Below are 24,207 nucleotides of genomic sequence, written 5' to 3' on the forward strand. Positions count from 1 at the left end.
GACCGCGTGCAGCCCGCCGACCCGGCTCCCGCCACGGGCGGGGTCGCCGCTCCCCCCAAGCGACGCGTTCCCCTCTGGGACAACGCGCGTTTCGTCTGCGTGACCCTCGTGGTCATCGGGCACGGGATCCAGCGGCTCACCGCCAACTCCGACACCTCGCTGATCGTGTACCTGACGATCTACGCGTTCCACATGCCGGCGTTCGCGATCATCTCGGGCTACTTCTCGAAGGGCGGCCCGCCGAACACGCGGGCGATGCGCCGCGTGATGACCGACATCCTGCTGCCCTACCTGATCATGGAGACGGTCTGGACGCTGGTGCAGTTCGCCGTCGAGGGCAAGCAGGAGTTCAACCCGACCAAGCCCAGCTGGACCCTCTGGTTCCTGCTCGCGCTCGGCATCTTCCGTCTGGTCCTCCCCTACCTGGCGCTGCTGCGCTGGCCGCTGCTGATCAGCGTCGTGCTGGCCGTGGGCGTCAGCTACTACGACAACATCGATTCGACGTTCTCCCTCGCTCGCGCCATCGGGATCCTGCCCTTCTTCGTGTTCGGCTGGCGCCTGCGCACCTGGAAGCTCGGCTCCACGACGCTCATCGACCGCTGGCTCGACCTGAAGCCGGCTCAGCTGCTGGTCTGGCGTGTCGCTGCGGCGGCGCTCTTCGTCGTCACCGCGATCGTGATGACCGTCAACATCGAGGCCTTCCGGGCCGCGGATCTGCGCTACTGGTTCTTCTACGACCGCCCGTACGACGCGCTCGGCGAGGCGGAGTGGTGGGCGGGCCTCGTGCGCCTGGGCCTGATGCTGGTCGCGGTCGTGCTCTCGCTCGCGTTCTTCAGCCTGGTGCCGCGCTCGCGCAGCGCCCTCACGACGTGGGGGCAGTCGACCATGTACGTCTACCTCCTGCACTCGTTCGTCCTCTACCCGCTGCGGGAGTCGGGGATCCTCTCGGAGGCGGACAGCACCGTCGCGCTGGTCGCGGTGATCGTGTTCTGCGTACTCGTCTCGGTGGTGCTCTCCCTCAGCTGGCCGCGCACCCTGTTCCACAAGCTCGTCGAGCCGCGCGCCGCGTGGCTGTTCGTCCCGGTGGTCGACGAGCGTCCGGAGCGACCCCGTCGCGCCGACCCCACGGGCTCCAAGAGGGACGCGCCCGCTGCGCGGGAGCCCGGCCCCCGCTGAGCGGATTACCGCGTGTGTCGGGCGCCCTCGACCCCCTGAGTGCCCGCACCTAGGCTCGACGCGGCGGAGAACGGCCTCCGCTCGACGCGACGAACCGATTGGACGCACCATGACCGACCCCACCCAGTGGCAGTTCGAGACCAAGCAGATCCACTCGGGAGCCGCCCCGGATCCGGTCACCAAGGCCCGCGCGACACCGATCTACCAGACCACCTCGTACGTCTTCGACAACGCCGAGCACGCGAAGAACCTGTTCGCGCTCGCGGAGTTCGGCAACATCTACACCCGCATCCAGAACCCGACCCAGGCGGTCGTCGAGGAGCGCCTGACCGCGCTCGAGGGTGGATCGGGAGCACTGCTGCTCGCCTCCGGCCAGGCTGCCGAGACCGCGGCGGTCCTGAACATCGCGCAGGCGGGCGACCACCTCGTCTCGTCGTCGTCGATCTACGGCGGCACCTACAACCTCTTCAAGTACACGCTCGCCAAGCTCGGCATCGAGACGACCTTCGTCGAGAACCAGGACGACCCGGAGGAGTGGCGCCGCGCCGTCCGCCCGAACACCAAGCTCTTCTTCGCCGAGACCATCGGCAACCCGAAGATCAACATCCTCGACATCCGCTCGGTCGCCGACGTGGCGCACGCGGCAGGCGTGCCGCTGATCGTCGACAACACGATCGCGACGCCGTACCTCATCCGCCCCTTCGAGCACGGCGCCGACATCATCGTGCACTCGGCGACCAAGTTCCTCGGCGGGCACGGAACCGTCATCGGCGGCGCGATCGTCGACGGCGGCACCTTCTCGTGGACCGCGAACGCCGACCGCTTCCCCGGCCTGACCACGCCCGACGAGTCTTACCACGGCGCCGTGTACACCGCGGCGGTCGGCGACTCCCTCGCCTACATCATCAAGGCGCGCGTGCAGCTGCTGCGCGATCTGGGTGCCTCGATCGCGCCGGCGAGCGCCTGGCAGCTGATCCAGGGCATCGAGACGCTGTCGCTGCGCATCGAGCGCCACGTGCAGAACGCGCAGGAGATCGCGGAGTACCTCGAGAACCACTCCGACATCGCGACCGTCAACTACTCGGGTCTGCCCACCTCGCCCTGGTACGCGGCGGCGAACCACTACGCGCCCAAGGGCGTCGGCGCCGTGCTCTCGTTCGAGCTCAAGGGCGGAGTGGACGCGGGACGCGCCTTCGTCGACTCCCTCACGCTGTTCTCGCACCTCGCGAACATCGGCGACGTGCGCTCGCTGGTGATCCATCCCGCCTCGACCACGCACTCGCAGCTCAGCCCGGAGCAGCAGCTCACCGCCGGCGTCACGCCGGGCCTGGTGCGCCTCTCGGTCGGGCTCGAGAGCATCGACGACCTGCGCGCCGATCTCGCGCAGGCGCTGCAGGCGGCCCGCGCCGTCGTGGAGGCGTCGCGCGCCAACGCCTGAGCCGCTGCGCTCCGACGGGCGGAGTCCCGCGCCGCGGCGCCGGACTCCGCCCGTTCCCGTTGCGGGCTCGATCCACGCGAGGGCGGACGTAACAATGGGGCGGCTCGTCGACAGGCCGTGACACGATGGACCCCGCTATGGACTGGCAGCAGACACTCGAGGACACCGTCCCTTCGGCGTTCATCACCGAGCGCCAGCTCCGCTCGGTGATCGGAAAACCGCCCGCCACCGGCGCGTGGCGGGACGGCGACCACCCCGGCGATCGCAGGTTCCTCGACGCCGGTCCGTTCGAGTTCGAGGCCGGTGGCCGCCTTCCGCATCTGCGCCTCGCGTACGAGACCTGGGGTGAGCTCTCGCCCGCGAAGGACAACGCGGTGCTCGTGCTGCACGCGCTGACCGGCGACTCGCACCTGATCGGTCGTGGCGACCCCGGACACGCCACCGACGGCTGGTGGTCGGGACTCGTCGGACCGGGCAAGGTCATCGACACGGACCGCTTCCACGTCGTGGCGCCCAACATGCTCGGCGGCTGCCAGGGCACGACCGGCCCCGCCTCCCTGGCGCCCGACGGGCACGAGTGGGGCGCGCGCTTCCCGTACACGAGCATCCGCGACCAGGTCCGTGCGCAGGTGCTCTTCGCCGATCTCCTCGGCATCGACCGCTGGCACACCGTGATCGGCGGGTCGATGGGCGGGATGCAGGCCCTCGAGTGGGGCATCGACCATCCGGAGCGCGTGACCCGCCTCGCCGTCCTCGCCGCTCCGCCGCGCGCGACGGCCGACCAGATCGCGCTGAACTTCGTGCAGCTCGAGGCGATCCGCAACGACGCCGGCTTCGCGGGCGGCTCCTACTACGACGCCGGCGACGGCCAGGGCCCGTACCACGGCCTCGCCCTCGCCCGGCGGATGGCGCTGCTGAACTACCGCAGCCCCTCGGAGCTCAACGACCGCTTCGAGCGCAGCTGGCAGTCGGGGCTGGACCCCCTCGGCGGCGGCGGCCGCTTCGCGGTCGAGTCGTACCTCGACTTCCACGGCAACAAGTTCACCCGCCGCTTCGACGCGAACAGCTACATCACGCTCGTCGAGGCGATGAACTCGCACGACGTCGGGCGGGGCCGGGGCGGCGAGGCCGAGGCGCTCTCGCGGATCACGAGCCCGACCCTCGTGCTCGGCATCGACAGCGACCGGCTCTTCCCCGTCGACGGGCAGCGGATCATCGCGACCCACGCCCCGGGCAACATCGACGGGGACGACGTGGCGGTGATCGCCTCGACGTTCGGCCACGACGGCTTCCTGATCGAGGACGAGGCGGTCGGCGGGCACCTCGACCGCCTCCTGCGCCGGTAGCCGGACCCGTCGCGCGGATCCGCGGCTATCGTGAGTGCGGGGTCCGCCCCGCGACCGCATCAGGAGGAGCGCGACCGTGCCGATGATCCGCAGCGCTCGCGAGCGCGACCGGCTGCTGCGCCAGTCCGCCTGCGGGATCGGCCTGCTCACCGACGCCGCCGCCCTCTCGATGGTGCTCGTGCCCGGCACCCTGCACGAGCACGCCGTGCCCTACGCCGTCGCTCTGCTGATCGGCCTCGCCGTCGCGCACATCGGTCTCGGCCGCACAGGCGGCCGGTTCTGGGTGATCGCCGTGGGATTCGGCGGACTCCTCCTGAGCGCAGGGCTCGCGATCGACCTCACGCCGAGCAGCGACTTCGCGGGCTTCGTGCTGGTCAGCACCGCCAATGCGATCACCTCGAGCATCGCGGTCGCGGTCACCACGTCCCTCCGGCGCGTCCCGCTCCTGCTGCCGGTGATGCTCCCGAGCATCGTGTTCTCGGTCCTGGTCGGCGGCGACGCGATGATGGCCAACGTGATCATCCAGAGTCTGCTGCCCTGGGGCGTCCTCAGCGGCTTCGCCCTCTGGATCAGCACCGCGGTTCCCCGGGTGGTGCGGCGCATCGACAGCATCGGCAACGCCCACCGGGTCGAGCGGCAGGCCAGCGAGACGGAGGCGCAGCGCCGGCAGAGTGCCCGGCTGCTGCACGACACGGTGCTCGCCACGCTCACCCTGCTCGCCCACTCCGGACGCGGCGTCTCGGTCGACGCCCTGCGTCAGCAGGCCACCGAGGACGCCCAGCTCCTGCGACAGCTGCGCCTCGGCGGGACTCCGACGCCGAGCTCCTCGGGGTCGTACCAGCTCACCAGCGTCACCAGCGCCCCGGCGGCGAACGCCCTCGAGACCGTCAAGAGCCGCTTCGGCCGCATGGGTCTCGACGTCAACTGGCACGGCTCGGGCCAGGTCGTGCTGACCGGCGCCGCGCTCGACTCGTTCGTCCTCGCCCTGTCGGAGTGCCTCGAGAACGTGCGGCGGCACTCCGGAGTGAACTGCGCCGACGTGACCATCACGGAGGATCAGCAGACCGTCCGCGCGATGGTCACCGACGCGGGGATCGGCTTCGACATCGCGACGGTGCCGTCGACGAAGCTGGGCTTCAAGGAGTCGGTCGTGGCGCGGCTCGCCGACGTCGGCGGCAGCACGCGCCTGTTCAGCTCGCCCGGGTCGGGTACGACGGTCGTCCTCGAGGTGCCGCGATGAGGGACGACGGGGACGACGCGGATCAGGTCGCGCCGCTCCTGCGCGGAGCAGGGCCCTGGGGCGGGAGGCCCTCGCGGGCCGCCCGGTCGGCGAAGGGCCAGCAGGAGGGCCTCGGCACGAGCTATCTCGGCAGCGGACTGAACGGGATCGCCGCGGCCCTGATGGCGTACGAGTTCCTCGTCTTCTTCGCCTCGATGGGGTCCTACGCCCGCCCGGGCCTGGTCCTCGCCGCCTGGCTCCTGCTCGCGGCGACCTTCGCGGCCGTGGTCATCACCATCCACGCCTCGGGCGATCACCTTCCCACGGTCGCGTACGCCGCCTTCCTCCTCGGCATCACCGGCACGGTCGTCCTCGACCTGATCGCCGTGGTCGAGCCGGGCAGCTCCGCCGTCGCGCCGACCGCCGCCGTCGCCGCCGCGGTATCGCATGCCGCGATGATCGTGCACCGCCGGAGCATCGAGATCCTCGCGGTCGCCCTCGTGGTCGCGGTCGCGGAGCTGGTGACCTTCGGAGCGATGGCGGCCGGTGACCCGACCTCGTTCTCGGTCCGCGTCAGCGCGCTCGTCGTGACCGTCGCCCCGGCCGTCGTGGTCGTCGTGATGATGCGCGGATTCCGCCGGATGGTGCAGCTCGAGATCGACCGCGCGCTGGTGCAGAGCACCACGCTCGGACCGCGCTACGCGGTCGGGATGCTCGCCTCCGAGGAGCTCGCACGCCTCGACCTCGCCGCCGAGCGCCTCCTCACCGAGGTCGGCGACGGCAGCACCCCCCTGCCCCTCGACGCCCACCGCGCCGCGCTCGCCGCCTCCCTAGCCACCCAGCTGCGCCTGCACCTCATCGAGGGGAGGCGGGAGACCTGGCTGCACCACGCGATCCTCGAATCGGAGCTGCTCGCACCCCTCGTCGAGCTCCACGACCCCGACGGAGTGGCCGGGCTCCTCGGTCACGAGCAGCGCGACGGGCTGCTGTCGGCCATGTGGCTGATCCTCGACGGCTCCGCGGTGCCCTCCGCCGTCCTGCACGTCGAAGCCGGATCGCCGCGCGATCCCGGAGCCGACGCTCCACCGCGGACGCTGCTCGTCCCGCTCGTTCTCCGCTGGGAGGGCGTGCCACTGCGCGGAGTCGACCCTGCGACATGGGAAGCTATCGCACAGGTCGGCACCTTCCGCGAGCGCTCCCGCGACGGGGAGCTCGTGATCGAGATCGACTGTCTGGTCGAGAACCCCGCCGATCGATGAGCAGCATCCGCGATACCGCCCGCAGAGCCGAAGGACCCCGATGACCAACACCGCCGACCCGAAGATCACCCTCGCGGTGGTCGACGATCACAAGATGCTCCTCGGCGCCCTCACCGAGTGGATCCGCGGCGCCGCCTCCGACATCCAGCTCGTCGCCGCCGTCGCCTCCTGGCCCGAACTGCTCACCCACCCCGAGTTCCCCGTCGACGTGGTCCTGCTCGACCTCGACCTCAAGGACAACATCCCGATCTCGGTGAAGCTGTCGACGCTGAAGACGACGGGCGTGAAGACCGTGCTGATGAGCACCTACTCCGAACCCGCCGTGGTGCGCGAGGCCCTCGCCTCCGGAGCACTCGGCTACCTCGTCAAGACCGAGGACGCCGACATGATCGTCGAGGCGATCCGCGCGGCCAAGGACGGCCACTCCTACATCTCGCACGAGCTCGACATGGCCCTCTCGACCGGCGACTCCGACGGCGCCCCCAAGCTGAGCGCGCAGGAGCGCCGGGTGATGGCTCTGTACGGAGGCGGCGAACCGGTCAAGTCGGTGGCGTTCGAGCTCGGCATCTCGGAGGAGACGGCGAAGTCGTATCTCAAGCGGATCCGTGAGAAGTACCGAGTTGTCGGCATCGACGTCGGCACCAAGGTGGCGCTGCGCAAGCGCGCCATCCACGACGGGATCCTGATCGAGACGGACTGAATCCATTCGCACGGCGGTCCCCGCCCGCCGTGCCGCGGTCGGCTCATTGAGGTGGTTGCGATTCGCAGAGCGTCCTGCGACGCCTGCGGAAATCCGCTGACACGCGGATTTCCGAACGGCTCCACCGGAGTTGTTGTGCACGGCGGTCCCCGCCCGCCGTGCCGCAGTCGGCTTCACCAGTTGGTCGCGAATCGCAGAGCGTCTCGCGACGCCTGCGGAAATCCGCTGACACGCGGATCTCCGAACGGCTCCACCGGAGTTGTTGTGCACGGCGGTCCCCGCCCGCCGTGCCGCAGTCGGCTTCACCAGGTGGTCGCGAATCGCAGAGCGTCTCGCGACGCCTGCGGAAATCCGCTGACACGCGGATCTCCGAACGGCTCGATTCTGGAGCGTGCCGAGACTCCAGGAGTTGTCGCAGTCGGTGGGCGAGTACGACAACTGCTGGAGTCTCGATCGGGCGGGAGTGCGATCTGCAGGTGAGTGCTCGCCGGAGGGCTCACGACCCGCAGTTCCGGTGACGTGAGGGCTCCTTCTCCTGCAGTTCGCACATCGGCGCACGGCGGGGGCACGCAGCGGGTCGACAAGCCGGAAGTTGTCGCGCTCGACGGCGAACGCGACAACTCTCGGACAGTCGGGCGGTCAGAGGGCGTTGATCGGGATGCCGTTCGTGCCGGGGGCGGAGGGCTCGCGCTGAGCGGGGTAGACGGTGCCGCGGGCGCGGTCGACGGCGAGGCTCGCGAAGGCGAGGAGGATGCCGGCGGCGGTGAGGACGACTCCGACCCAGATCGGTGAGACGTAGCCGAGTCCGGCGGCGATGGTGACGCCTCCGAGGGCCGCGCCGACCGAGTTGCCGATGTTGAGCGCGGAGTGGTTCAGGGCCGCCGCGATCGTCTGGCTGTCGCGCGCGACATCCATCAACCGGGTCTGGATCGCCGGCGAGGCCCCCGCGGAGAAGCCGGCGGCGAGGAAGGCGAAGACCAGCAGACCCGCGGGAGTGGTGGCGGTCAGCGCGAGGCCGACCAGCGACACTCCGACTCCCGCGAACAGCACGACCAGAGCGCGCGTGACGTTCTTGTCGGCCGCCCAACCGCCCACGAGGTTGCCCACCGTCATGCCCAGGCCGATCACGACCAGCACCCACGGTACGACGCCGAGCGGCAGCCCGGTCACCTCGGTCGACAGCGGAGTGATGTAGCTGTACATCGCGAACAGGCCGCCGAAGCCGATCGCCCCGATCGCCAGGGTCATCCAGACCTGCAGTCGGCCGAACGCCTTCAGCTCGTTGCGCATCGTCGCGGCCGGGTCGCCGGGCTGGAACGGGACGAGGAGCCACACGGCGACGACGGTCGCGGCGAAGATCGCGGCCACGACGAGGTAGGCGCTGCGCCAGCCCGCGTTCTGGCCCACCCAGGTGATCGCGGGGACACCGACGACGTTGGCGATCGTCAGGCCCGAGAGCACGAAGGCGACACCCTTGCCTCGCTTGCCCGGGCCCATCAGATCCGCTGCGACCAGCGAGGCGATGCCGAAGTACGCGCCGTGCGGCAGTGCCGCGACGAAGCGGGCCGCCAGCACGAGCGGGAACGTCGGCAGCAGGGCCGACGCGATCGTGCCGAGGGTGAAGGCGATCAGCAGGCTCAGGAGGAGGCGCTTGCGCGGCCACCTCGCCGCGGCGGCGGCGATCGTCGGCGCCCCCACGACGACGCCGAGCGCGTAGGCCGAGATCAGGAGTCCGGCCTGCGAGTTGGCCTGCTCGGAGCTCACGGCGTAGACACCGGGCAGCAGATCGGCGGCGAGCTGCGGGAGGAGCCCCATCGCGACGAACTCGGTCGAGCCGATCCCGAAGCCTCCCATCGCGAGAGCGAGCAGGGCGAGGCGGGTGCGGGCCGGCGAGAGTGTCGTCACCGGTCGAGGATACCGGGACTGCGGCCTTAATCGAAACGATTCGAGCCCGTGGCGCCCGCGCCAGGGGTCACTCGTCGAGCGCGTGACCGAGCCGCTCGATCTTGGCATCGATCTCGCCCGAGTACCCGGGCCGGATATCGGCCTTGAGCACCAACGAGACCCGCGTCCCGTAGGCCCCCACCGCCTCCGTCGCGCGCTTGATCACGTCGAAGACCTCGTCCCACTCCCCCTCGATCTCGGTGAACATCGAGGTCGTGCGATTCGGGAGCCCTGAGTGGCGGACGATGCGGACAGCGGCGGCGACCGCGTCGTGCACGGAGGCGTCGGGGCCCTCCCCGCCGGACGGTGCGACCGAGAATGCGACGAGCATGAAGGACTCCCTGCCGCGGCCGCGTCTCGACCGCTCCGAGGAGCCTACGAGGCGCTCACCTGCGACGCGCCGCCCAGGGCCTTCGACGAGAGGTCCGCGCGCTCGATCGGCGCGCGCCCGGCCCGCCACAGCTCGCGCACCAGCCACCCGAGCAGCACGACGAGCACGACGTTGCGGGCGGTGAGCACGAGCACCATCCACCAGTGCTCCCAGAGGAGGAAGAGGTAGAGGTAGGGATAGACGATCTGCGTCAGCGCGCCGATCACCAGAGTCAGCTTCGCGGGAGTCGCGAACCATCCGTCGCGGCTCACCACGAGAGCAGCGATGACGGGCGGCGCCAGCCACGCGATGTACTGCGGCGAGAGCACCTTGTTGGTGTCGATGAAGACGACGACGAAGGTCAGGGCGAGCAGAGGGAACAGGCGGGTCGGCGCAGCTCCGGCGCGGAGGGCGCGGAGGCCGAGGAGCGCGACTCCGATCATGGTGAGGGCGAGCAGCGGAGTCATCACCGTCGCGGCGATCTCGGTGCCGGGCCCGTGCATCTCGAACGTGTTGATGTCGGCGGCGTACCAGACGTAGCTGCTGCCGCCGGCGGCGCCGAGCGAGGCGGCCCACATCCACGGTGTGCTCACCACGGCCTCGATCTGGAGGCCCCGCGTCGTCTGGTCGCCGACGAAGCTGAAGACCTGGTCGCCTCCGCCGATGAGGACGACGGCGAGCACGATCACGGCCGACGTCACGACAGGCACCAGCACCGTCTTCACCCGCCCGCGCAGCACGAGCACGGAGGCCGCGAGGATCGCCGCCGGCCAGACCTTGATCCAGGTGGCGATCGTGAGCAGCAGAGCGGAGGCCGCCGGGCGCGTCCCCGCCCAGAGCATGCCGGCGATCGCGGGCGGGACGGTGAACGCGTCGATCCGGCCGACCGCGATCGGCCCGAGCAGGACGAGGAAGAGCAGCCACCAGCGGGCCGCCGCGAGCCGGACGGGAACCGCACCGCGCACGAGGAGAGCGAATGCGGCGGCGTCGACCGCGGCGACGAGCAGCAGCCACATCAGGTCGTAGCCGGCGGCACCGAGGAGCCAGGAGGCGGCGATGGGCACCCAGGCGAGGATCGGGTAGACCCAGCCGGTGTCGATGCCGGCGACGGCGCCTCCGTCGACCGCGGTCTGCATCCACTGCTTGTAGACGATGCTGACATCGCCCATCGGCAGGCCCGGCGCGAAGAGGGCGAGCAGCGAGAGCAGCACGTGCACGAGGGCGAAGCCGCCCCAGAGCACTCGAGCGGAGTCGCGGTTCTCGCGCAGCCACGCGACGGGGCGGCGGGGCGTGCTTGTTGCTGGGGTCGACACGGCGACAGTGTAGAGGGGCCGGGCGGAGCGGCCCTGGCAGGAGCCGCCCCTCCTGAGAGCGGAGGGCGTGTCGAACACGATCAGGCCGTGCTCGCAACGGCGGTCTCGTGTCCGACACGCCCTCAGTAGCCCGCGAAGGCGTCGGTGCGGATGTTCTTCGCCCCCGCGCTGCGGAGTGCGCCGCGCACGGAGTCGACGAAGGACGGCGATCCGGAGACGAGGCCGGTGCGGCGGGGAGCGTCGGGGACGGCATCCGCCAGCGTCTCGGCGCTCAGCCGGCCGGCCACGTGCGTCCAGTGCTCGGGCAGCGTCGCCGGCGTCTCGCGCGAGACGAGGACGACACGGGCGCCCGACTCCCGGAGGAGCTCGCGGTAGGCCACGTCCTCGATCCGCGAGGCGGCGTAGACGACGACCACGTCGCGCGCCGGACCGCCGTTGATCGCCCGCAGCTGGCTGGCGAAGGGCGTGATGCCGATGCCTCCGGCCACGAGGAGCAGCGGAGTCGCAGGGTCGGACGGGAGCACGAAGTCGCCGCCGACGCTGGTCGCCCCGACGCGAGCGCCGGGCTCGAGGGCGGCGAGGGCGCGCTTGAAGCTGCTCGGCTTCTCGGGGCTCCGGGTCGCGATCGCGATCTCTCCGTCGGCGGGAGCCGAGGCGATCGAGAACGTGCGCCGGCTGCCACGCCCGTCGGCACGGTGCGGCAGATCGAGCTCGAGCCACTGGCCGGCCTCGAAGCGCACGGGGACCCGGGGGCGGAACCGGTACTCCGTGATGCCGGGCGCGATCACGCTCGACGAGCGCAGCTCGAGCGAGAGCCGTCTGCGCTGCCCGAAGGCGAACGCGATCGCGTTGCCGACGACCAGACCCAGCTCGGGGCTGGCGTAGAGAGGGCCCAGCTCGAACGGCACGCTCGCGAGCAGAGCCGCCACCACGGCGACCACGAGCTGCTGCGACCGGCGCGGCGCGAGGGTCAGCGGCTCGGTGAGCATGAAGGCGCCGGCGAACACGAACGGGTACGCGGTGACGACCAGTGCGATCGCGGCGCCCAGCTCCTGGCCGTTCTGCACCGACTGCCAGACGGACACGGCACCCGCCACGGCGACGAAGACGAGGAACACCGCCCAGCGGCGCACGCGGGCGACGACGAGCAGCGAGCCGAGCACCACCCACGGCCAGAGGGCACCGGAGGCGATCCACCAGACGCCGGCGTTCAGCCCGGTGAACGCGATGATCAGCACAGCGACCGCGGCGGGATTGAAGAGGTGACGACCGCGCCAGACTAGGAGGAACTTGGACGCGGCGGCGATCGCTCCGACCAGCGCGATGACGGCGAGGCCGCGCGGATCGGCGGTCGGGAAGAGCAGGCAGGCGATGAGCAGGCCCGTCACGAGGGACGACTCGAGGTGGGCCCTCGTGCGGAAGAGCCGCGCCAGGACCGCGCTGACGAGCGCCGTGGAGAGCACCGCCACGAGCGTGCTCGCCACGAGCTCGAGCGGCGTCGAGAAGATCAGCCCGGCGGCGGAGTAGCCGAGGGCGAGCAGGAGGAGCGCGGCGAGCGTCATCCAGACCAGGCGGTACATGGTGACGCGGCCGAGGGCGCGATCGAGGGTGCCGATCATCGGAAGACCTCTCCGGGGAAGTGGGGCGAGTAGTGGAGGGTGCCGTCGCTCAGGACGCGGACGAACTCGAAGTCGAAGCGATCGGCGAGCGTCTCGGGCGCGCAGACGAAGAGCGCGGTGGCGAGGCCGTCGGCTGTCAGGGCGGAGTCGGCGACGACCCACGTCGCGACGACGGTGTCGACCGGGCGACCCGTGCGGCCGTCGAGCACGTGGTGCAGGCCCTCGCCCCAGACGCGGCGGTTGCTCGCGGAGCCGCAGAGCGCGCGGTCGGCGGGCTCGGCGACTCCGATCGCGCGGGCCGGGTCGTACGGGTGCTCGAGGCCGACGCGCAGTGAGCCGGCGCCGCGCGCCCGGAGGTCGCCGCTCGCGTCGACGACGGCCCGGTCGACTCCCGCCGACTCGAGCTCGGCGAGCACGAGGTCGACGAGCTGGCCCTTGCCCGCCGCGCCCACGTCGAGCACGACGCCGACCTCGGTGCGGAGGCTCCTGCCGCCGCCTGCACGGGCACCGCTCCAGGAGGGGGCCGGCTCGGCCGGGCCGCGCGGGGCCAGCGAGTAGACCGCATCGTAGCCGAGCTGCTCGAGGGCGTCACCGACGAACGGGGTGACCGCTCCCTCGCTCAGCGCGAAGAGCTCGTCGTAGAGGCCGAAGAGGGCCTCGGCCTCCGGCGGGAACCGGTGCTCCCCCGGCTGCGTGCGCAGGGCGGAGGCCGCGGAGTCGTCGCGGAAGCGCGACCAGGTGCGGTCGTAGGCGTCGATGCGCGCGGCGACCTGCGCGCGGATGCGCTCGTCGAGCGGCGCGGCGGTGTCGATCTGCCAGGCGGTGCCGATCGCGTCGAAGCGCCACTCGTGATCGAGTGCGTCAGGCCGCGGCATCGGCCTTGATCGTCTCGACGGCCTCGTTGAAGCCGCCGGAGGTGAGGGAGGAGCCCGACACCTTCGTCACGTCGAGCTCGTCGAGCGACTTGCCGACGACCTCGCCCGAGATGCCGCTCGCGAAGCGCGACTGGTACTGCTTGCCGGTCGCGTTCTCGGATTCGGGCGTGACCGTCACCGCCGTGACGACGCCGCCCTCGAGGGTGATCGAGACGCCGACCGACTCGTTGCCGCCGGGCGAGGTGTAGGTGCCCTCGGCGTCGTAGGTGCCGTCGGCGTAGGCGCTGTCGGTGGTCGCAGCGGCGGCGGAGTCGTCGGTCGCGGCCGCGGTCGACTCGGAGGTCGCAGCGGGGCTGCTGGTCTCCTCCGCCGTCTCGGTGCCGGCGGTCGCGGTGCTCGAGCAGGCGGCGAGCGCGGCGAGGGTGCCGGCGCCGGCCAGGAGGGTGAGGGCGTAGCGGACGGGGGTCGTGGTCTTCGCGGTCATGTCTGTTCTCCTGGGACGAGGGGGCGGACGCGGCTGTCGATGGTGACGCTACGGAGGGGGGCTTGGAGCTTTCGATGAGGCAGCAGTGCGGTTCCGATGAGCGGAGCCGCTGGAGGTGCCGCCTCTCTCCCTCTGACAACGGAGGCGTCTCGGGAACGGTTCAGCGCCTGTCCGCGTTCTCAGCTCATCCGAGGGCGACGCTCGTCCGCGGACCGCGTTCGTCCACGGACGGAGCGCGCCGAGGCCGATCGTCAGCGCAGGAGGCCGGCGACGACGCCCGGGAGGTGCTCGGCGATGTCGAGTGCGGCGATCGGGCCGCCGCGGGAGGCCGAGGCGCCCGCCTCTGCGTGCAGCACGGCCGCGCCGGCGGAGACCGCGGCGAGGTCCTCGTCGGTCAGCGCGCGCCCGTCGCGCTCGGCGTCGGCCGCGCGGCCCGCGAGGAGGGCGCCGAGAACTCCCCCGAGCACGTCGCCGCTGCCCGCAGTGGCGAGCCACGGAGTGGACCCGCTCACCGCGTGCGCGACGGCACCGGCGACCACGTGGGTCGTCGACCCCTTGAGCAGCACGCACACACCGAACCGCTCGGCCGCTCGTCGCGCCCAGCCGCCCGCGTCGGCGGCGATCGCTCGACGGTCGACCTCCACCCCGGCGCGCGCGAGCATCCCGCTGAGCTCTCCAGCGTGCGGAGTCACGATGGCGGGGCCCTCCGCCTCGCCGAGGAGGTCGAGCGCACCGGCGTCGAGCACGACCGGCACTCCCGAGTGCAGCCGCTCGAGGATCGCGGCGCACTCGGCGTCGGAGCGGTCCGCCGCGTCGGTGCCGGAGCCGATCAGCCATGCCTGCACCCGTCCGCTCGACGTCACCACCTCGGGTCGACGCGCGAGCACGAGCGTCGACGGCCTCTCGTCGCCGAGGTACCGGACCATCCCGAGCCCGGTGCGGACGGCGGCCTCCACCCCGAGGACAGCCGCCCCCGGATACCGGTCGGAGCCGGTCACGACACCGAGCACCCCCCGGCTGTACTTGTCGTCGTCGGACCGGGGGCGGCGCAGCACCCCTGCGGCCTCGTCGGGCCCGAATCGCTGGAAGTCGCTCACCCGCCCCAGCCTAGGTCGGCCCCGAGGCGCGGGCGGGGGAGGTGGTAGTCGCAAGGCGGAGGAGGAAGCGATACCGGCGGTATCGCGCCCGACGACAACGCCGCGAATGCCGCCTCCAGGCCGAGAGCGCGGCGCGGTGGGGTCGGCTGCAAGGCGGAGGAGGAAGCGATACCGGCGGTATCGCGCCCGACGACAACGCCGCAGACGGCCCCGCCGCGTCGCGCTCTCAGCGGCGGGTGGCGTCGTCGACTTCGCCGACCAGCTCCTCGATGATGTCCTCGAGGAACAGCACTCCTGTGGCCTGGCCCTTCTCGTCGAAGGCGCGCGCGAGGTGGGCGCCGGTGCGGCGCATGATCGCGAGGGCGTCCTCGAGGTCGGTCGCCTCGAAGATCGACGCGAGCTGGCGGATCCGCTTGGTCGGGATGGGGAGGCGGAACTTCGGCCCCTCCGTGTCGCCGTCGAGGTCGAGGACGTCCTTCAGGTGGATGTACCCCTCGGGCTGACCGTCGTCGCCGAGGACCACGTAGCGCGAGAAGCCGTGCTTGGCGACGGCGCGCTCGACGTCTGCCGGGCTCGCTCCGGCCGGGAGGCTGACGATCCCGTCGAGCGGCAGGGCCACATCGTGCACCTTCTTCTCGGTGAACTCGAACGCGGCGAGGAGCGTGCCGGTCGAGTCGCGCAGCGTTCCCTCGCGGGTCGACTGGTCGACGATGGTCTGCACCTCCTCGAGGGTGAAGGTGCTGTTCGCCTCGTCCTTCGGCTCGACGCGGAAGAGCCTCAGCACGCCGTTCGAGATCGCGTTGAGCGCGACGATGATCGGCCGGAGGACGCGGGCGATCGCGACGAGCGGGGGCGCGAGCAGCAGGACGGCCTTGTCGGGCATCGAGAACGAGATGTTCTTGGGCACCATCTCGCCGAGTACGACGTGCAGGAACGACACGATCAGCAGCGTGATGACGAACGCCGCGGTCCCCGAGAACTCGTCGGGGATGCCGACCGCGTGCAGCGGCACCTCGAGCAGATGGTGGATCGCGGGCTCGCTGACGTTCAGGATCAGCAGCGAGCAGACCGTGATCCCCAGCTGGGTCGTCGCCAGCATCAGGGTGGCGTGCTCCATCGCGGCGAGCGCGGTGATCGCACTCCGGCGTCCGCTCTCGGCGAGAGGCTCGATCTGCGAGCGGCGCGCCGAGATGACGGCGAACTCCGCTCCGACGAAGAAGGCGTTCGCGGCGAGCAGCACCACGAGCCAGGCGATTCCTGCCCAGTCACTCATGGTCGACCTCCTTGCGTGCTCGGGTGCCGGCGGCCAGGGGGTCCGGGATCTCGTCCGGCCCTGCCTCGGGGTCGGGGGTGAAGCGGATGCGGTCGATCCGGCGGCCGTCGAGGCGCTCGACGCGGAGGGATCCGCCGTCGACCTCGACCGCGTCGCCCACTGCGGGCAGGCGGCCGAGCTCGCTCATCACGAAGCCGGCGACCGTCTCGTAGGGCCCCTCCTCCGGGATGTGCACGCCGGCGCGGTCGCGGACCTCGTCGGGCCGGAGCATGCCGGGGAAGGTGGTCGAGCCGGGGAGCTTGACCACGTCGGCGCGCGAGCGGTCGTGCTCGTCCGCGACCTCGCCCACGAGCTCCTCGACGAGGTCCTCGAGGGTGGCGACACCGGCGGTCCCGCCGTACTCGTCGACCACGACGGCGAGCTGGAAGCCGCGGCCGCGGAGCTCGGTGAGCAGCACGTCGAGCTTCATCGTCTCGGGCACGCGGAGCGGCTCGGAGCGCAGCGCGGTCACCGGCACCTCCGAGCGCTTCCCGCGCGGCACGGCGACGGCCTGCTTGACGTGGACGACCCCGACGATGTCGTCGATGTCGTCGTCGGTGATCGGGAACCGCGAGAGCCCCGTCGTCCGGGCGAGATCGAGGACGTCCTGCGCGGTGCTCGCGCGCTCGACGGTCGAGAGCCGCAGGCGCGGGGTCATCACGTCGCCGGCGGTGAGGGCCGAGAAGCGGAGGGTGCGCCCGAGCAGGTCGGCCGTGTCCTCCTCGAGGAGCCCCGCGCTCGCCGAGTGGCGGACGAGGCTCGAGAGCTCCTCCGCACTGCGGGCGCCCGAGAGCTCCTCCTTCGGCTCGATGCCGACGAGGCGGAGCAGCGCGTTGGCGCTGCCGTTGAGCAGTGCGACCGCGGGGCGGAACACCGTGGTGAACGCGGTCTGCAGCGGCACGACGAGCTTGGCCGTCGCGCGCGGCAGCGCGAGCGCGAAGTTCTTGGGGACGAGCTCGCCGAGGATCATCGACAGCAGCGTCGCGATGACGATCGCCACGACGGTCATGATCGGCGTGAGCACGTCGTCGGGGATGCCGAGTCCGCTGAACGGCTCGCGGAGGATCGTCGAGAGCGCCGGCTCCATCGTGTAGCCGGTGAGCAGGGTCGTCAGCGTGATGCCGAGCTGCGCGCTCGAGAGGTGCGTCGACGTCACCCGCAGCGCGGCGATCGTCATGCCGAGGCGGGTCTCACCGCGGTCGCGGCGGGCCTCGAGGTCGGCCCGATCGAGGTTGACGAGCGCGAACTCGCTCGCGACGAACACGCCGGTGCCGAGCGTCAGGAGGAGGCCGACGCCGAGCAGGAGCCACTCAGTGCCCACGGGGGTCACCCCCGCTCACCGGCAGGGAGGTCGAGGTGTGCCGGACGAGCCGGTCCGAGGGCGGATGGGCAGAAGGGGGGTCGTCCATTGTGGCGTCGAGTCTACCGGGCCGCCGCCCGCTGTTCCGGGCGGGATCAGAGCCATTTCTTGCGCTTGAACACCGCGTAGAGCACGAATCCGAACACGAGCATCAAGCCGATGGCCCAGGGGTAGCCGAGCTGCCAGTGCAGCTCGGGCATCACGTCGAAGTTCATCCCGTAGATCCCCGCGACCAGGGTCGGCGCGAAGAGGATCGCCGCCCAGGACGAGATCTTGCGCACCACGTCGTTCTGGGCGAGGCCGGTCTCGGTCTGCCGGCGCGAGACGAGGGTCGAGTGCACGGTGAGCGCCTTGTCGAGGATCGCTCGGAGGGCGTCGACCGCCTCCGTCACCCTGATCGTGTGGTCGAGCACGTCGCGGAGCGACCGGTGCAGCTCGACGTGCTCCGGGGTGGTCGCCGAGGTGGAGTCGTCGGCCAGCAGATGCAGCAGCGCCGTCAGCGGCTGGACCGAGCGCTGGAAGTGGATGACCTCGCGCGAGAGCCGGTAGATGCGCTCGGACAGCCCGTCGTCCGACTCGACTCCGAAGAGCTGGTCCTCGATCTCGTCGACATCGCCCTGCACGCCGAGCACCACCGGCGCGTACTCGTCGACGACCTGGTCGAGGATCGCGTAGAGCACCGCCTCCGGACCCCGGGCGAGCAGCGCGGGATCCTCCTCGAGGCGCCGGCGCACCTTCGCGAGATCGGGCGAGTCGGCGTGGCGGATCGTCACCACGAAGTCGGGTCCGACGAACACGTGCAGCTCGCCGAACACCACCGTCTCGGCCGAGTCGACGTACCGGGCGGGGCGCAGCACGACGAACAGCCCGTCGTCGTAGCGCTCGAGCTTCGCGCGCTGGTGGCCGCTCAGCGCGTCCTCGACGGCCAGCGGATGCAGCCCGAACTCCTCGGCGACCGCCTCGACCTCCTCGCGGCTCGGGCGGTAGAGCCCGATCCACGCCATCCCGTGCTCCTCGCGCATCAGCTCGAAGGTGTCCTCGAGTGAATCCGGGTTGCGGATGCGGTGTCCGCCGACGTACACGGCGTTGTCGACGATGGTCATGCGCTCGGTTCTAGCAGACCGGCGCCGGTCACCAGCTGACCGGCAGCGCCTTGCCCTCCTCGTAGCCTGCGGCCGACTGCAGGCCGACGAGCGCGCGCTCGTGGAAGTCGGAGACGCTGCGCGCCCCCGCGTAGGTGAAGGAGGAGCGGACGCCCGAAGTGATCATGTCGAGCAGGTCCTCGAGCGAGGGCCGCAGCGGGTCGAGGTAGATGGTCGACGACGAGATGCCCTCGGCGAAGAGCCGCTTGCGGGCGAGCTCGTAGGCGTCGAGCCGGTCGAAGCGCTCCTGCACGGCCTTCGCGGAGGCCATGCCCCAGCTCTCCTTGTAGACCCGGCCGGCCGCGTCGCTCCGCAGATCCCCCGGCGCCTCGATCGTGCCGGCGAACCAGGAGCCGATCATGACGGACGAGGCGCCGGCGGCCAGCGCGAGCGCCACGTCGCGCGGGTAGCGCACCCCGCCGTCGGCCCAGACGTGAGCACCGAGCTCGCGGGCGCGCTCGGCCGTCTCGAGCACCGCCGAGAACTGGGGGCGCCCGACGGCCGTCATCATGCGGGTCGTGCACATCGCACCCGGTCCCACTCCGACCTTGAGGATGTCGGCGCCCGCGTCGACGAGGTCGTGCACCGCCTCGGCCGTCACGACGTTGCCGGCGGCGATCGGCACGCCGAGCCCCAGCGCAGAGACCGTCCGCAGCGCGCGGAGCATCCCCTCCTGGTGGCCGTGCGCGGTGTCGAGGACGAGCACGTCGACTCCGGCCTCCACGAGTGCCCTGGCCTTCGCCCCGACGTCGCCGTTGATGCCGACGGCGGCGGCGACCCGGAGGCGGCCGTGCGCGTCGAGCGCCGGGTCGTAGAGGGTGGAGCGGAGGGCGCCCGTGCGTGAGAGCGTGCCGACGAGCACGCCGTGGTGCAGCACCGGGGCGAAGTCGAGATCGGCTGCGGTCATCAGGTCGAAGGCGGCGCGGCCGGTCGGCACGTCGTCGGCGTCGATCGCCGGGGCAGCGCCGTGCACGAGATCGCCGAGCACCGCGTCGGGAAGCGCGGTGGCGAGGCGCGCAGCCGGGACGCAGCCGAGGATCGTGCCGTCCGCCTGCTGGACGACGAAGCCGTGCCCGGCCACGGCGGGCAGGATCGCGAGCGCCTGCTCGACCGTCGTCTCCGGAGTCGCGGTGAGGGCGCCGGAGAAGGCGACCGGCTGCTCCTTCACCCAGCGGATCGCGGCGTCGAGGGCCTGCAGCGGCATGTCCTGCGGCAGCACGCCGAGGCCGCCGCGGCGGGCCAGTGCGGCGGCGAGCCGCGGCCCCGTGACCGAGTTCATGTTCGACGAGACGATCGGGATCGTCGCGCCGGTGCCGTCCCCGGGGGCCAGCGACACATCGAGCCTGCTGGTGACCGAGGACCGGCCGGGGACGAGGAAGACATCGGAGTAGGTGAGGTCGCCCGAGGGCGTCCCGCCGTAGAAGCGCATGCCTGAGACGGTACTCCGACCCGCGCGCGGGGGCCGTCGCGGCCGGGATCCGGGCTAGGCTTGACGACCGGGACGGGACCAGGCGACGGCGCCGATCCAGGCGGACGAGGACGACCTCCTCTCCGCGGGGAATCCGGCGCCGAGGGATGCGGCGGGCCCGTCCGGATGACCGGGATCGCGGCAGTGCGGATCGACGCACTGCGCGAACGAATCAACGCAGAGAGTGGGCGATCGGCTGTGTCGAGCCAATTGACCGGTACGGGAACGGACCAGGGCGCGGAGGACTTCGGAGCCAACGAGTGGCTCGTGGAGGAGCTGTACGAGCAGTACAGCGCCGACAAGGCCTCCGTGGACGAGTCCTGGTGGCCGATCCTGGAGCGCTACGGTCAGCAGCTCGCGGGCAAGGCTGCTCCGACTCCCCCGGCGGCCGAGCAGCCGGCACCGGCGGAGAAGCCCGCCGAGCGGGTCTCGTCGAGTGCGGGTGCCGCGGTGACCCATCCTGCCTCCACCCCCGCGTCGCGGACCACGTCGAAGCAGCCCAAGGCGGCGCCCATCCCGGCGGACGCCCCCGTGAGCAAGCCCGCCGAGGCCGACACGACCCCCGTCGAGGAGGACGTCGTGTCGCCGCTGCGCGGCATGGCCAAGAGCCTCGCCACCAACATGGACGCGAGCCTGAGCGTCCCGACGGCCACCAGCGTCCGCACGATCCCGGCGAAGCTGATGATCGACAACCGCATCGTGATCAACAACCACCTGCGCCGCACCCGCGGCGGCAAGGTGTCGTTCACGCACCTGATCGGCTGGGCGCTGATCCGCGCGCTCAAGGACTTCCCGAGCCAGAACGTCTACTACGACGAGCCCGGCGGAAAGCCCTCGGTCGTCGCGCCCGCGCACGTCGGCCTCGGCATCGCCATCGACATGCCCAAGCCCGACGGCACGCGATCCCTGCTCGTCCCGAGCATCAAGCGCGCCGACACGCTGAGCTTCACCGCCTACCTCGCGGCCTACGAGGACCTCGTCAAGCGCGCCCGCGGCAACAAGCTCGTCGCCGGCGACTTCGCGGGCACCACGCTGTCGCTGACGAACCCCGGGGGCATCGGCACGGTCCACTCCGTGCCCCGCCTGATGAAGGGCCAGGGCTGCATCATCGGCGCCGGCGCTCTCGAGTACCCGGCCGAGTTCCAGGGCGCGTCCGAGAAGACCCTCGTCGAGCTCGGCATCGGCAAGACCATCACGCTCACTTCGACCTACGACCACCGGGTCATCCAGGGTGCGGGCTCGGGCGAGTTCCTCAAGATCGTGCACGAGCTGCTGATCGGCCAGCGCGGCTTCTACGAGGACATCTTCTCGGCGCTGCGCATCCCCTACGACCCGATCCACTGGTCGACCGACATCGCGGTCGACCTCGCCGAGCGCGTGTCGAAGACCTCCCGCGTGCAGGAGCTCATCAACTCCTTCCGCGTGCGCGGCCACCTGATGGCCGACGTCGACCCGCTCGAGTACGTGCAGCGCTCGCACCCCGACCTCGCGATCGAGAACCACGGGCTCACCTTCTGGGACCTCGACCGCGAGTTCGTCACCGACGGCTTCGGCGGCGCCCGCCAGCTCAAGCTGCGCGACATCCTCGGCATCCTCCGCGACTCCTACTGCCGCACCGTCGGTGTCGAGTACATGCACATCCAGGACCCTGAGCAGCGGGCCTGGATGCAGCAGAAGCTCGAGCGCGGCTACGAGAAGCCCGGCCACGACGAGCAGCTGCGCATCCTCGGCCGGCTCAACGAGGCGGAGGCGTTCGAGACGTTCCTGCAGACCAAGTACGTCGGCCAGAAGCGCTTCTCGCTCGAGGGCGGCGAGTCGCTGATCGCGCTCCTGGACGCCGTCCTGCAGGGCGCGGCCGACGACGGACTCGACGAGGTCGCGATCGGCATGGCCCACCGCGGCCGCCTCAACGTGCTCACCAACATCGCCGGCAAGACCTACGGTCAGATCTTCCGCGAGTTCGAGGGCACCCAGGACCCCAAGACGGTCCAGGGCTCCGGAGACGTGAAGTACCACCTCGGGACCGAGGGCACCTTCCGCGGCGCCGGCGGCGAGGAGATCCCGGTCTACCTCGCGGCGAACCCGTCGCACCTCGAGGCCGTCAACGGCGTGCTCGAGGGCATCGTCCGGGCCAAGCAGGACCGCAAGCCCATCGGCACCTTCACCACCCTGCCGATCCTCGTCCACGGCGACGCGGCGATGGCGGGCCAGGGCGTGGTCGTCGAGGGGCTGCAGATGTCGCAGCTGCGCGCGTACCGCACCGGCGGCACGATCCACATCAACATCAACAACCAGGTCGGATTCACGACCCCGCCGCACGAGGCGCGCACCTCGATCTACTCGACCGACATGGCGAAGACGATCCAGGCGCCGATCTTCCACGTGAACGGCGACGACCCCGAAGCCGTCGTGCACGTCGGCCAGCTCGCGTTCGAGTACCGCCAGCGGTTCAACCGCGACGTGGTCATCGACCTGATCTGCTACCGCCGGCGCGGGCACAACGAGGGCGACGACCCCTCGATGACCCAGCCGCTGATGTACAGCCTGATCGAGGCCAAGAGGTCGGTGCGCAAGCTCTACACCGAGGCGCTCGTCGGTCGCGGCGACATCAGCCAGGAGGAGTACGACCGGTCGCACCAGGACTTCCAGGACCGCCTGGAGCGGGCCTTCGCCGAGACCCACGCGGCGCAGACCGGCGCCATCCCCGTGATCAGCGCCGACGGCGACTCCGTGGCCGATCTCGAGCTGCCCGATGCCCAGCAGGGTGAGGACTACCCGGGCGAGCCCGAGACGACAGGTGTGAAGAACGAGGTGGTGACCCGCATCGGCGATGCGTTCAACTCGCCGCCCGAGGGCTTCACGGTGCACCCCAAGCTCCAGCAGCTGCTGACCAAGCGCCAGGAGATGAGCCGCTCCGGCTCGATCGACTGGGCGTTCGGCGAGCTGCTCGCGCTCGGATCGCTCCTGCTCGAGAACACTCCTGTGCGCCTCGTCGGCCAGGACACCCGCCGCGGCACCTTCGTGCAGCGCCACGCGGTGCTGCACGACCGCGACAACGGCCAGGAGTGGCTGCCCCTGATGAACCTGTCGGACCAGCAGGCCCGGCTCTGGATCTACGACTCGCTGCTCTCGGAGTACGCCGCGATGGCGTTCGAGTACGGCTACTCGGTCGAGCGTCCCGACTCCCTCGTGCTGTGGGAGGCGCAGTTCGGCGACTTCGCGAACGGCGCGCAGATCGTCATCGACGAGTTCATCTCGTCGGCCGAGCAGAAGTGGGGCCAGCGCTCGTCGCTCGTGCTGCTGCTCCCGCACGGCTACGAGGGACAGGGCCCCGACCACTCGTCCGCCCGCATCGAGCGCTACCTGCAGATGTGCGCCGAGCGCAACATGACGGTCGCGCGTCCCTCGACGCCGGCGTCGTACTTCCACCTGCTGCGCCGCCAGGCGTACTCGCGGCCGCGTCGCCCGCTGATCGTCTTCACCCCGAAGGCGATGCTGCGGCTGCGCGGAGCGTCGAGTCCGGTCGAGGACTTCACCTCGGGTCGCTTCGAGCCCGTGATCGACGACGCGCGCATCCAGAATGCGTCGGCTGTCAAGCGCGTGCTGCTGCACGCCGGCAAGGTGCACTACGACCTCAAGGCCGAGCTCGAGAAGAAGCCCGACGACGGCATCGCCCTGGTGCGCGTCGAGCAGTACTACCCGGCGCCGATCGAGGAGCTGCGCGGCATCGCCGAGCGCTACCCCGATGCCGAGTTCGTCTGGGTGCAGGACGAGCCCGAGAACCAGGGCGCGTGGCCGTTCATCGCGCTCGAGGTCGCGCCGCAGCTCGGGCGTGCGATCCGCGTGGTCTCGCGTCCCGCCGCGGCCTCGCCTGCGGCGGGATCGGCAAAGCGCCACGCCTCCGAGCAGGCCGACCTGCTGTCGCGAGCGCTCACCCGCTGACCACCGGCTCGTGAGACGCCGTTCGGCTCGTCAGGACCTGGAGTTCTGACGAGCCGAACGTGTTTCTGCGAGCCGGAGTGTCGAGCTCCGGAGACGAGGGAACCCCGACCCGTCGAGGGCGCCCGCTGCTGCAGACGGTCTCG

18 protein-coding genes are annotated in these 24,207 nt (G+C 71.2%); 7 read left to right on the forward strand and 11 right to left on the reverse strand.

Annotated elements, in window-relative coordinates; all coding sequences use genetic code 11:
* The first annotated feature begins 6 nt into the window (after positions 1-6).
* The 6 genes from ASG06_RS18570 (at position 7) to ASG06_RS18595 (ending at position 7,138) form a co-directional block, all read left to right on the forward strand.
* Entirely contained in the window at positions 7-1,176 is a 1,170-nt protein-coding gene (locus tag ASG06_RS18570; protein ID WP_056045130.1) for an acyltransferase family protein, read from the forward strand.
* Positions 1,177-1,285: 109 nt separating this feature from the next.
* Entirely contained in the window at positions 1,286-2,614 is a 1,329-nt protein-coding gene (locus ASG06_RS18575; protein ID WP_056045132.1) for a bifunctional o-acetylhomoserine/o-acetylserine sulfhydrylase, read from the forward strand.
* A 137-nt stretch (positions 2,615-2,751) separates the two neighbouring features.
* Positions 2,752-3,960, forward strand: a complete 1,209-nt coding sequence (gene metX / locus ASG06_RS18580) for a homoserine O-acetyltransferase MetX (RefSeq protein ID WP_056045136.1) — start codon at positions 2,752-2,754, stop codon at positions 3,958-3,960.
* Positions 3,961-4,042: 82 nt separating this feature from the next.
* Entirely contained in the window at positions 4,043-5,200 is a 1,158-nt protein-coding gene (locus ASG06_RS18585; RefSeq protein WP_056045140.1) for a sensor histidine kinase, read from the forward strand.
* Entirely contained in the window at positions 5,197-6,438 is a 1,242-nt protein-coding gene (locus ASG06_RS18590) for a hypothetical protein (RefSeq protein ID WP_056045143.1), read from the forward strand. The genes ASG06_RS18585 and ASG06_RS18590 overlap by 4 nt, the downstream gene beginning before the upstream one ends.
* 40 nt (positions 6,439-6,478) lie before the next feature.
* Complete coding sequence (locus tag ASG06_RS18595) at positions 6,479-7,138, forward strand: response regulator (protein WP_056045146.1); 660 nt, start codon at positions 6,479-6,481, stop codon at positions 7,136-7,138.
* 639 nt (positions 7,139-7,777) lie between these two features.
* On the opposite strand, the gene ASG06_RS18600 is transcribed toward ASG06_RS18595, so the two are convergent.
* The 11 genes from ASG06_RS18600 to ASG06_RS18650 form a co-directional block, all read right to left on the reverse strand.
* Entirely contained in the window at positions 7,778-8,992 is a 1,215-nt protein-coding gene (locus tag ASG06_RS18600; protein WP_056045527.1) for an MFS transporter, read from the reverse strand.
* Between the two features lie 118 nt (positions 8,993-9,110).
* Positions 9,111-9,413 (reverse strand): thiamine-binding protein, encoded by a 303-nt coding sequence (locus ASG06_RS18605; RefSeq protein ID WP_056045148.1) that lies wholly within the window; start codon positions 9,411-9,413, stop codon positions 9,111-9,113.
* 44 nt (positions 9,414-9,457) lie between these two features.
* Positions 9,458-10,765: a glycosyltransferase 87 family protein gene (locus ASG06_RS18610; protein WP_156466034.1), complete on the reverse strand. Its 1,308-nt coding sequence runs from the start codon at positions 10,763-10,765 to the stop codon at positions 9,458-9,460.
* 122 nt (positions 10,766-10,887) lie between these two features.
* Positions 10,888-12,384: a hypothetical protein gene (locus ASG06_RS18615; protein WP_056045154.1), complete on the reverse strand. Its 1,497-nt coding sequence runs from the start codon at positions 12,382-12,384 to the stop codon at positions 10,888-10,890.
* Positions 12,381-13,259 (reverse strand): FAD:protein FMN transferase, encoded by an 879-nt coding sequence (locus tag ASG06_RS18620; protein ID WP_056045157.1) that lies wholly within the window; start codon positions 13,257-13,259, stop codon positions 12,381-12,383. Before ASG06_RS18620 ends, ASG06_RS18615 begins: the two co-directional genes overlap by 4 nt.
* Positions 13,246-13,743, reverse strand: a complete 498-nt coding sequence (locus tag ASG06_RS18625) for an FMN-binding protein (RefSeq protein WP_056045160.1) — start codon at positions 13,741-13,743, stop codon at positions 13,246-13,248. The genes ASG06_RS18620 and ASG06_RS18625 overlap by 14 nt, the downstream gene beginning before the upstream one ends.
* 251 nt (positions 13,744-13,994) lie before the next feature.
* Positions 13,995-14,840, reverse strand: a complete 846-nt coding sequence (locus ASG06_RS18630) for an ADP-dependent NAD(P)H-hydrate dehydratase (protein WP_056045161.1) — start codon at positions 14,838-14,840, stop codon at positions 13,995-13,997.
* A gap of 226 nt (positions 14,841-15,066) precedes the next feature.
* Positions 15,067-16,113, reverse strand: a complete 1,047-nt coding sequence (locus ASG06_RS18635) for a hemolysin family protein (protein WP_056045165.1) — start codon at positions 16,111-16,113, stop codon at positions 15,067-15,069.
* A complete protein-coding gene (locus ASG06_RS18640) occupies positions 16,106-17,482 on the reverse strand; it encodes a hemolysin family protein (RefSeq protein WP_056045167.1) in 1,377 nt (458 codons plus the stop codon). The genes ASG06_RS18635 and ASG06_RS18640 overlap by 8 nt, the downstream gene beginning before the upstream one ends.
* Positions 17,483-17,607: 125 nt before the next feature.
* The gene (gene corA, locus ASG06_RS18645; protein ID WP_056045173.1) at positions 17,608-18,615 is read right to left on the reverse strand and encodes a magnesium/cobalt transporter CorA; all 1,008 of its coding nucleotides are present in this window, start codon (positions 18,613-18,615) and stop codon (positions 17,608-17,610) included.
* A 28-nt stretch (positions 18,616-18,643) separates the two neighbouring features.
* The gene (locus ASG06_RS18650; RefSeq protein WP_056045175.1) at positions 18,644-20,083 is read right to left on the reverse strand and encodes a GuaB1 family IMP dehydrogenase-related protein; all 1,440 of its coding nucleotides are present in this window, start codon (positions 20,081-20,083) and stop codon (positions 18,644-18,646) included.
* 237 nt (positions 20,084-20,320) lie between these two features.
* On the opposite strand from ASG06_RS18650, the gene ASG06_RS18655 reads away from it, so the two are divergent.
* Entirely contained in the window at positions 20,321-24,064 is a 3,744-nt protein-coding gene (locus ASG06_RS18655) for a multifunctional oxoglutarate decarboxylase/oxoglutarate dehydrogenase thiamine pyrophosphate-binding subunit/dihydrolipoyllysine-residue succinyltransferase subunit (protein ID WP_197409467.1), read from the forward strand.
* Positions 24,065-24,207 lie beyond the last annotated feature (143 nt).

This window comes from Rathayibacter sp. Leaf185, from assembly GCF_001423885.1.
Lineage (GTDB): Bacteria > Actinomycetota > Actinomycetes > Actinomycetales > Microbacteriaceae > Rathayibacter.

Coding starts and splice junctions, on each gene's coding strand:
- ASG06_RS18590 (WP_056045143.1), top strand. CDS start 5,197: ATGAGGGACGACGGGGACGACGCGGATCAGGTCGCGCCGCTCCTGCGC.
- ASG06_RS18625 (WP_056045160.1), bottom strand. CDS start 13,743: ATGACCGCGAAGACCACGACCCCCGTCCGCTACGCCCTCACCCTCCTG.
- corA (WP_056045173.1), bottom strand. CDS start 18,615: ATGACCATCGTCGACAACGCCGTGTACGTCGGCGGACACCGCATCCGC.
- ASG06_RS18600 (WP_056045527.1), bottom strand. CDS start 8,992: ATGGGAGGCTTCGGGATCGGCTCGACCGAGTTCGTCGCGATGGGGCTC.
- ASG06_RS18620 (WP_056045157.1), bottom strand. CDS start 13,259: ATGCCGCGGCCTGACGCACTCGATCACGAGTGGCGCTTCGACGCGATC.
- metX (WP_056045136.1), top strand. CDS start 2,752: ATGGACTGGCAGCAGACACTCGAGGACACCGTCCCTTCGGCGTTCATC.
- ASG06_RS18605 (WP_056045148.1), bottom strand. CDS start 9,413: ATGCTCGTCGCATTCTCGGTCGCACCGTCCGGCGGGGAGGGCCCCGAC.
- ASG06_RS18595 (WP_056045146.1), top strand. CDS start 6,479: ATGACCAACACCGCCGACCCGAAGATCACCCTCGCGGTGGTCGACGAT.
- ASG06_RS18585 (WP_056045140.1), top strand. CDS start 4,043: ATGATCCGCAGCGCTCGCGAGCGCGACCGGCTGCTGCGCCAGTCCGCC.
- ASG06_RS18575 (WP_056045132.1), top strand. CDS start 1,286: ATGACCGACCCCACCCAGTGGCAGTTCGAGACCAAGCAGATCCACTCG.
- ASG06_RS18650 (WP_056045175.1), bottom strand. CDS start 20,083: ATGCGCTTCTACGGCGGGACGCCCTCGGGCGACCTCACCTACTCCGAT.
- ASG06_RS18615 (WP_056045154.1), bottom strand. CDS start 12,384: ATGATCGGCACCCTCGATCGCGCCCTCGGCCGCGTCACCATGTACCGC.
- ASG06_RS18635 (WP_056045165.1), bottom strand. CDS start 16,113: ATGAGTGACTGGGCAGGAATCGCCTGGCTCGTGGTGCTGCTCGCCGCG.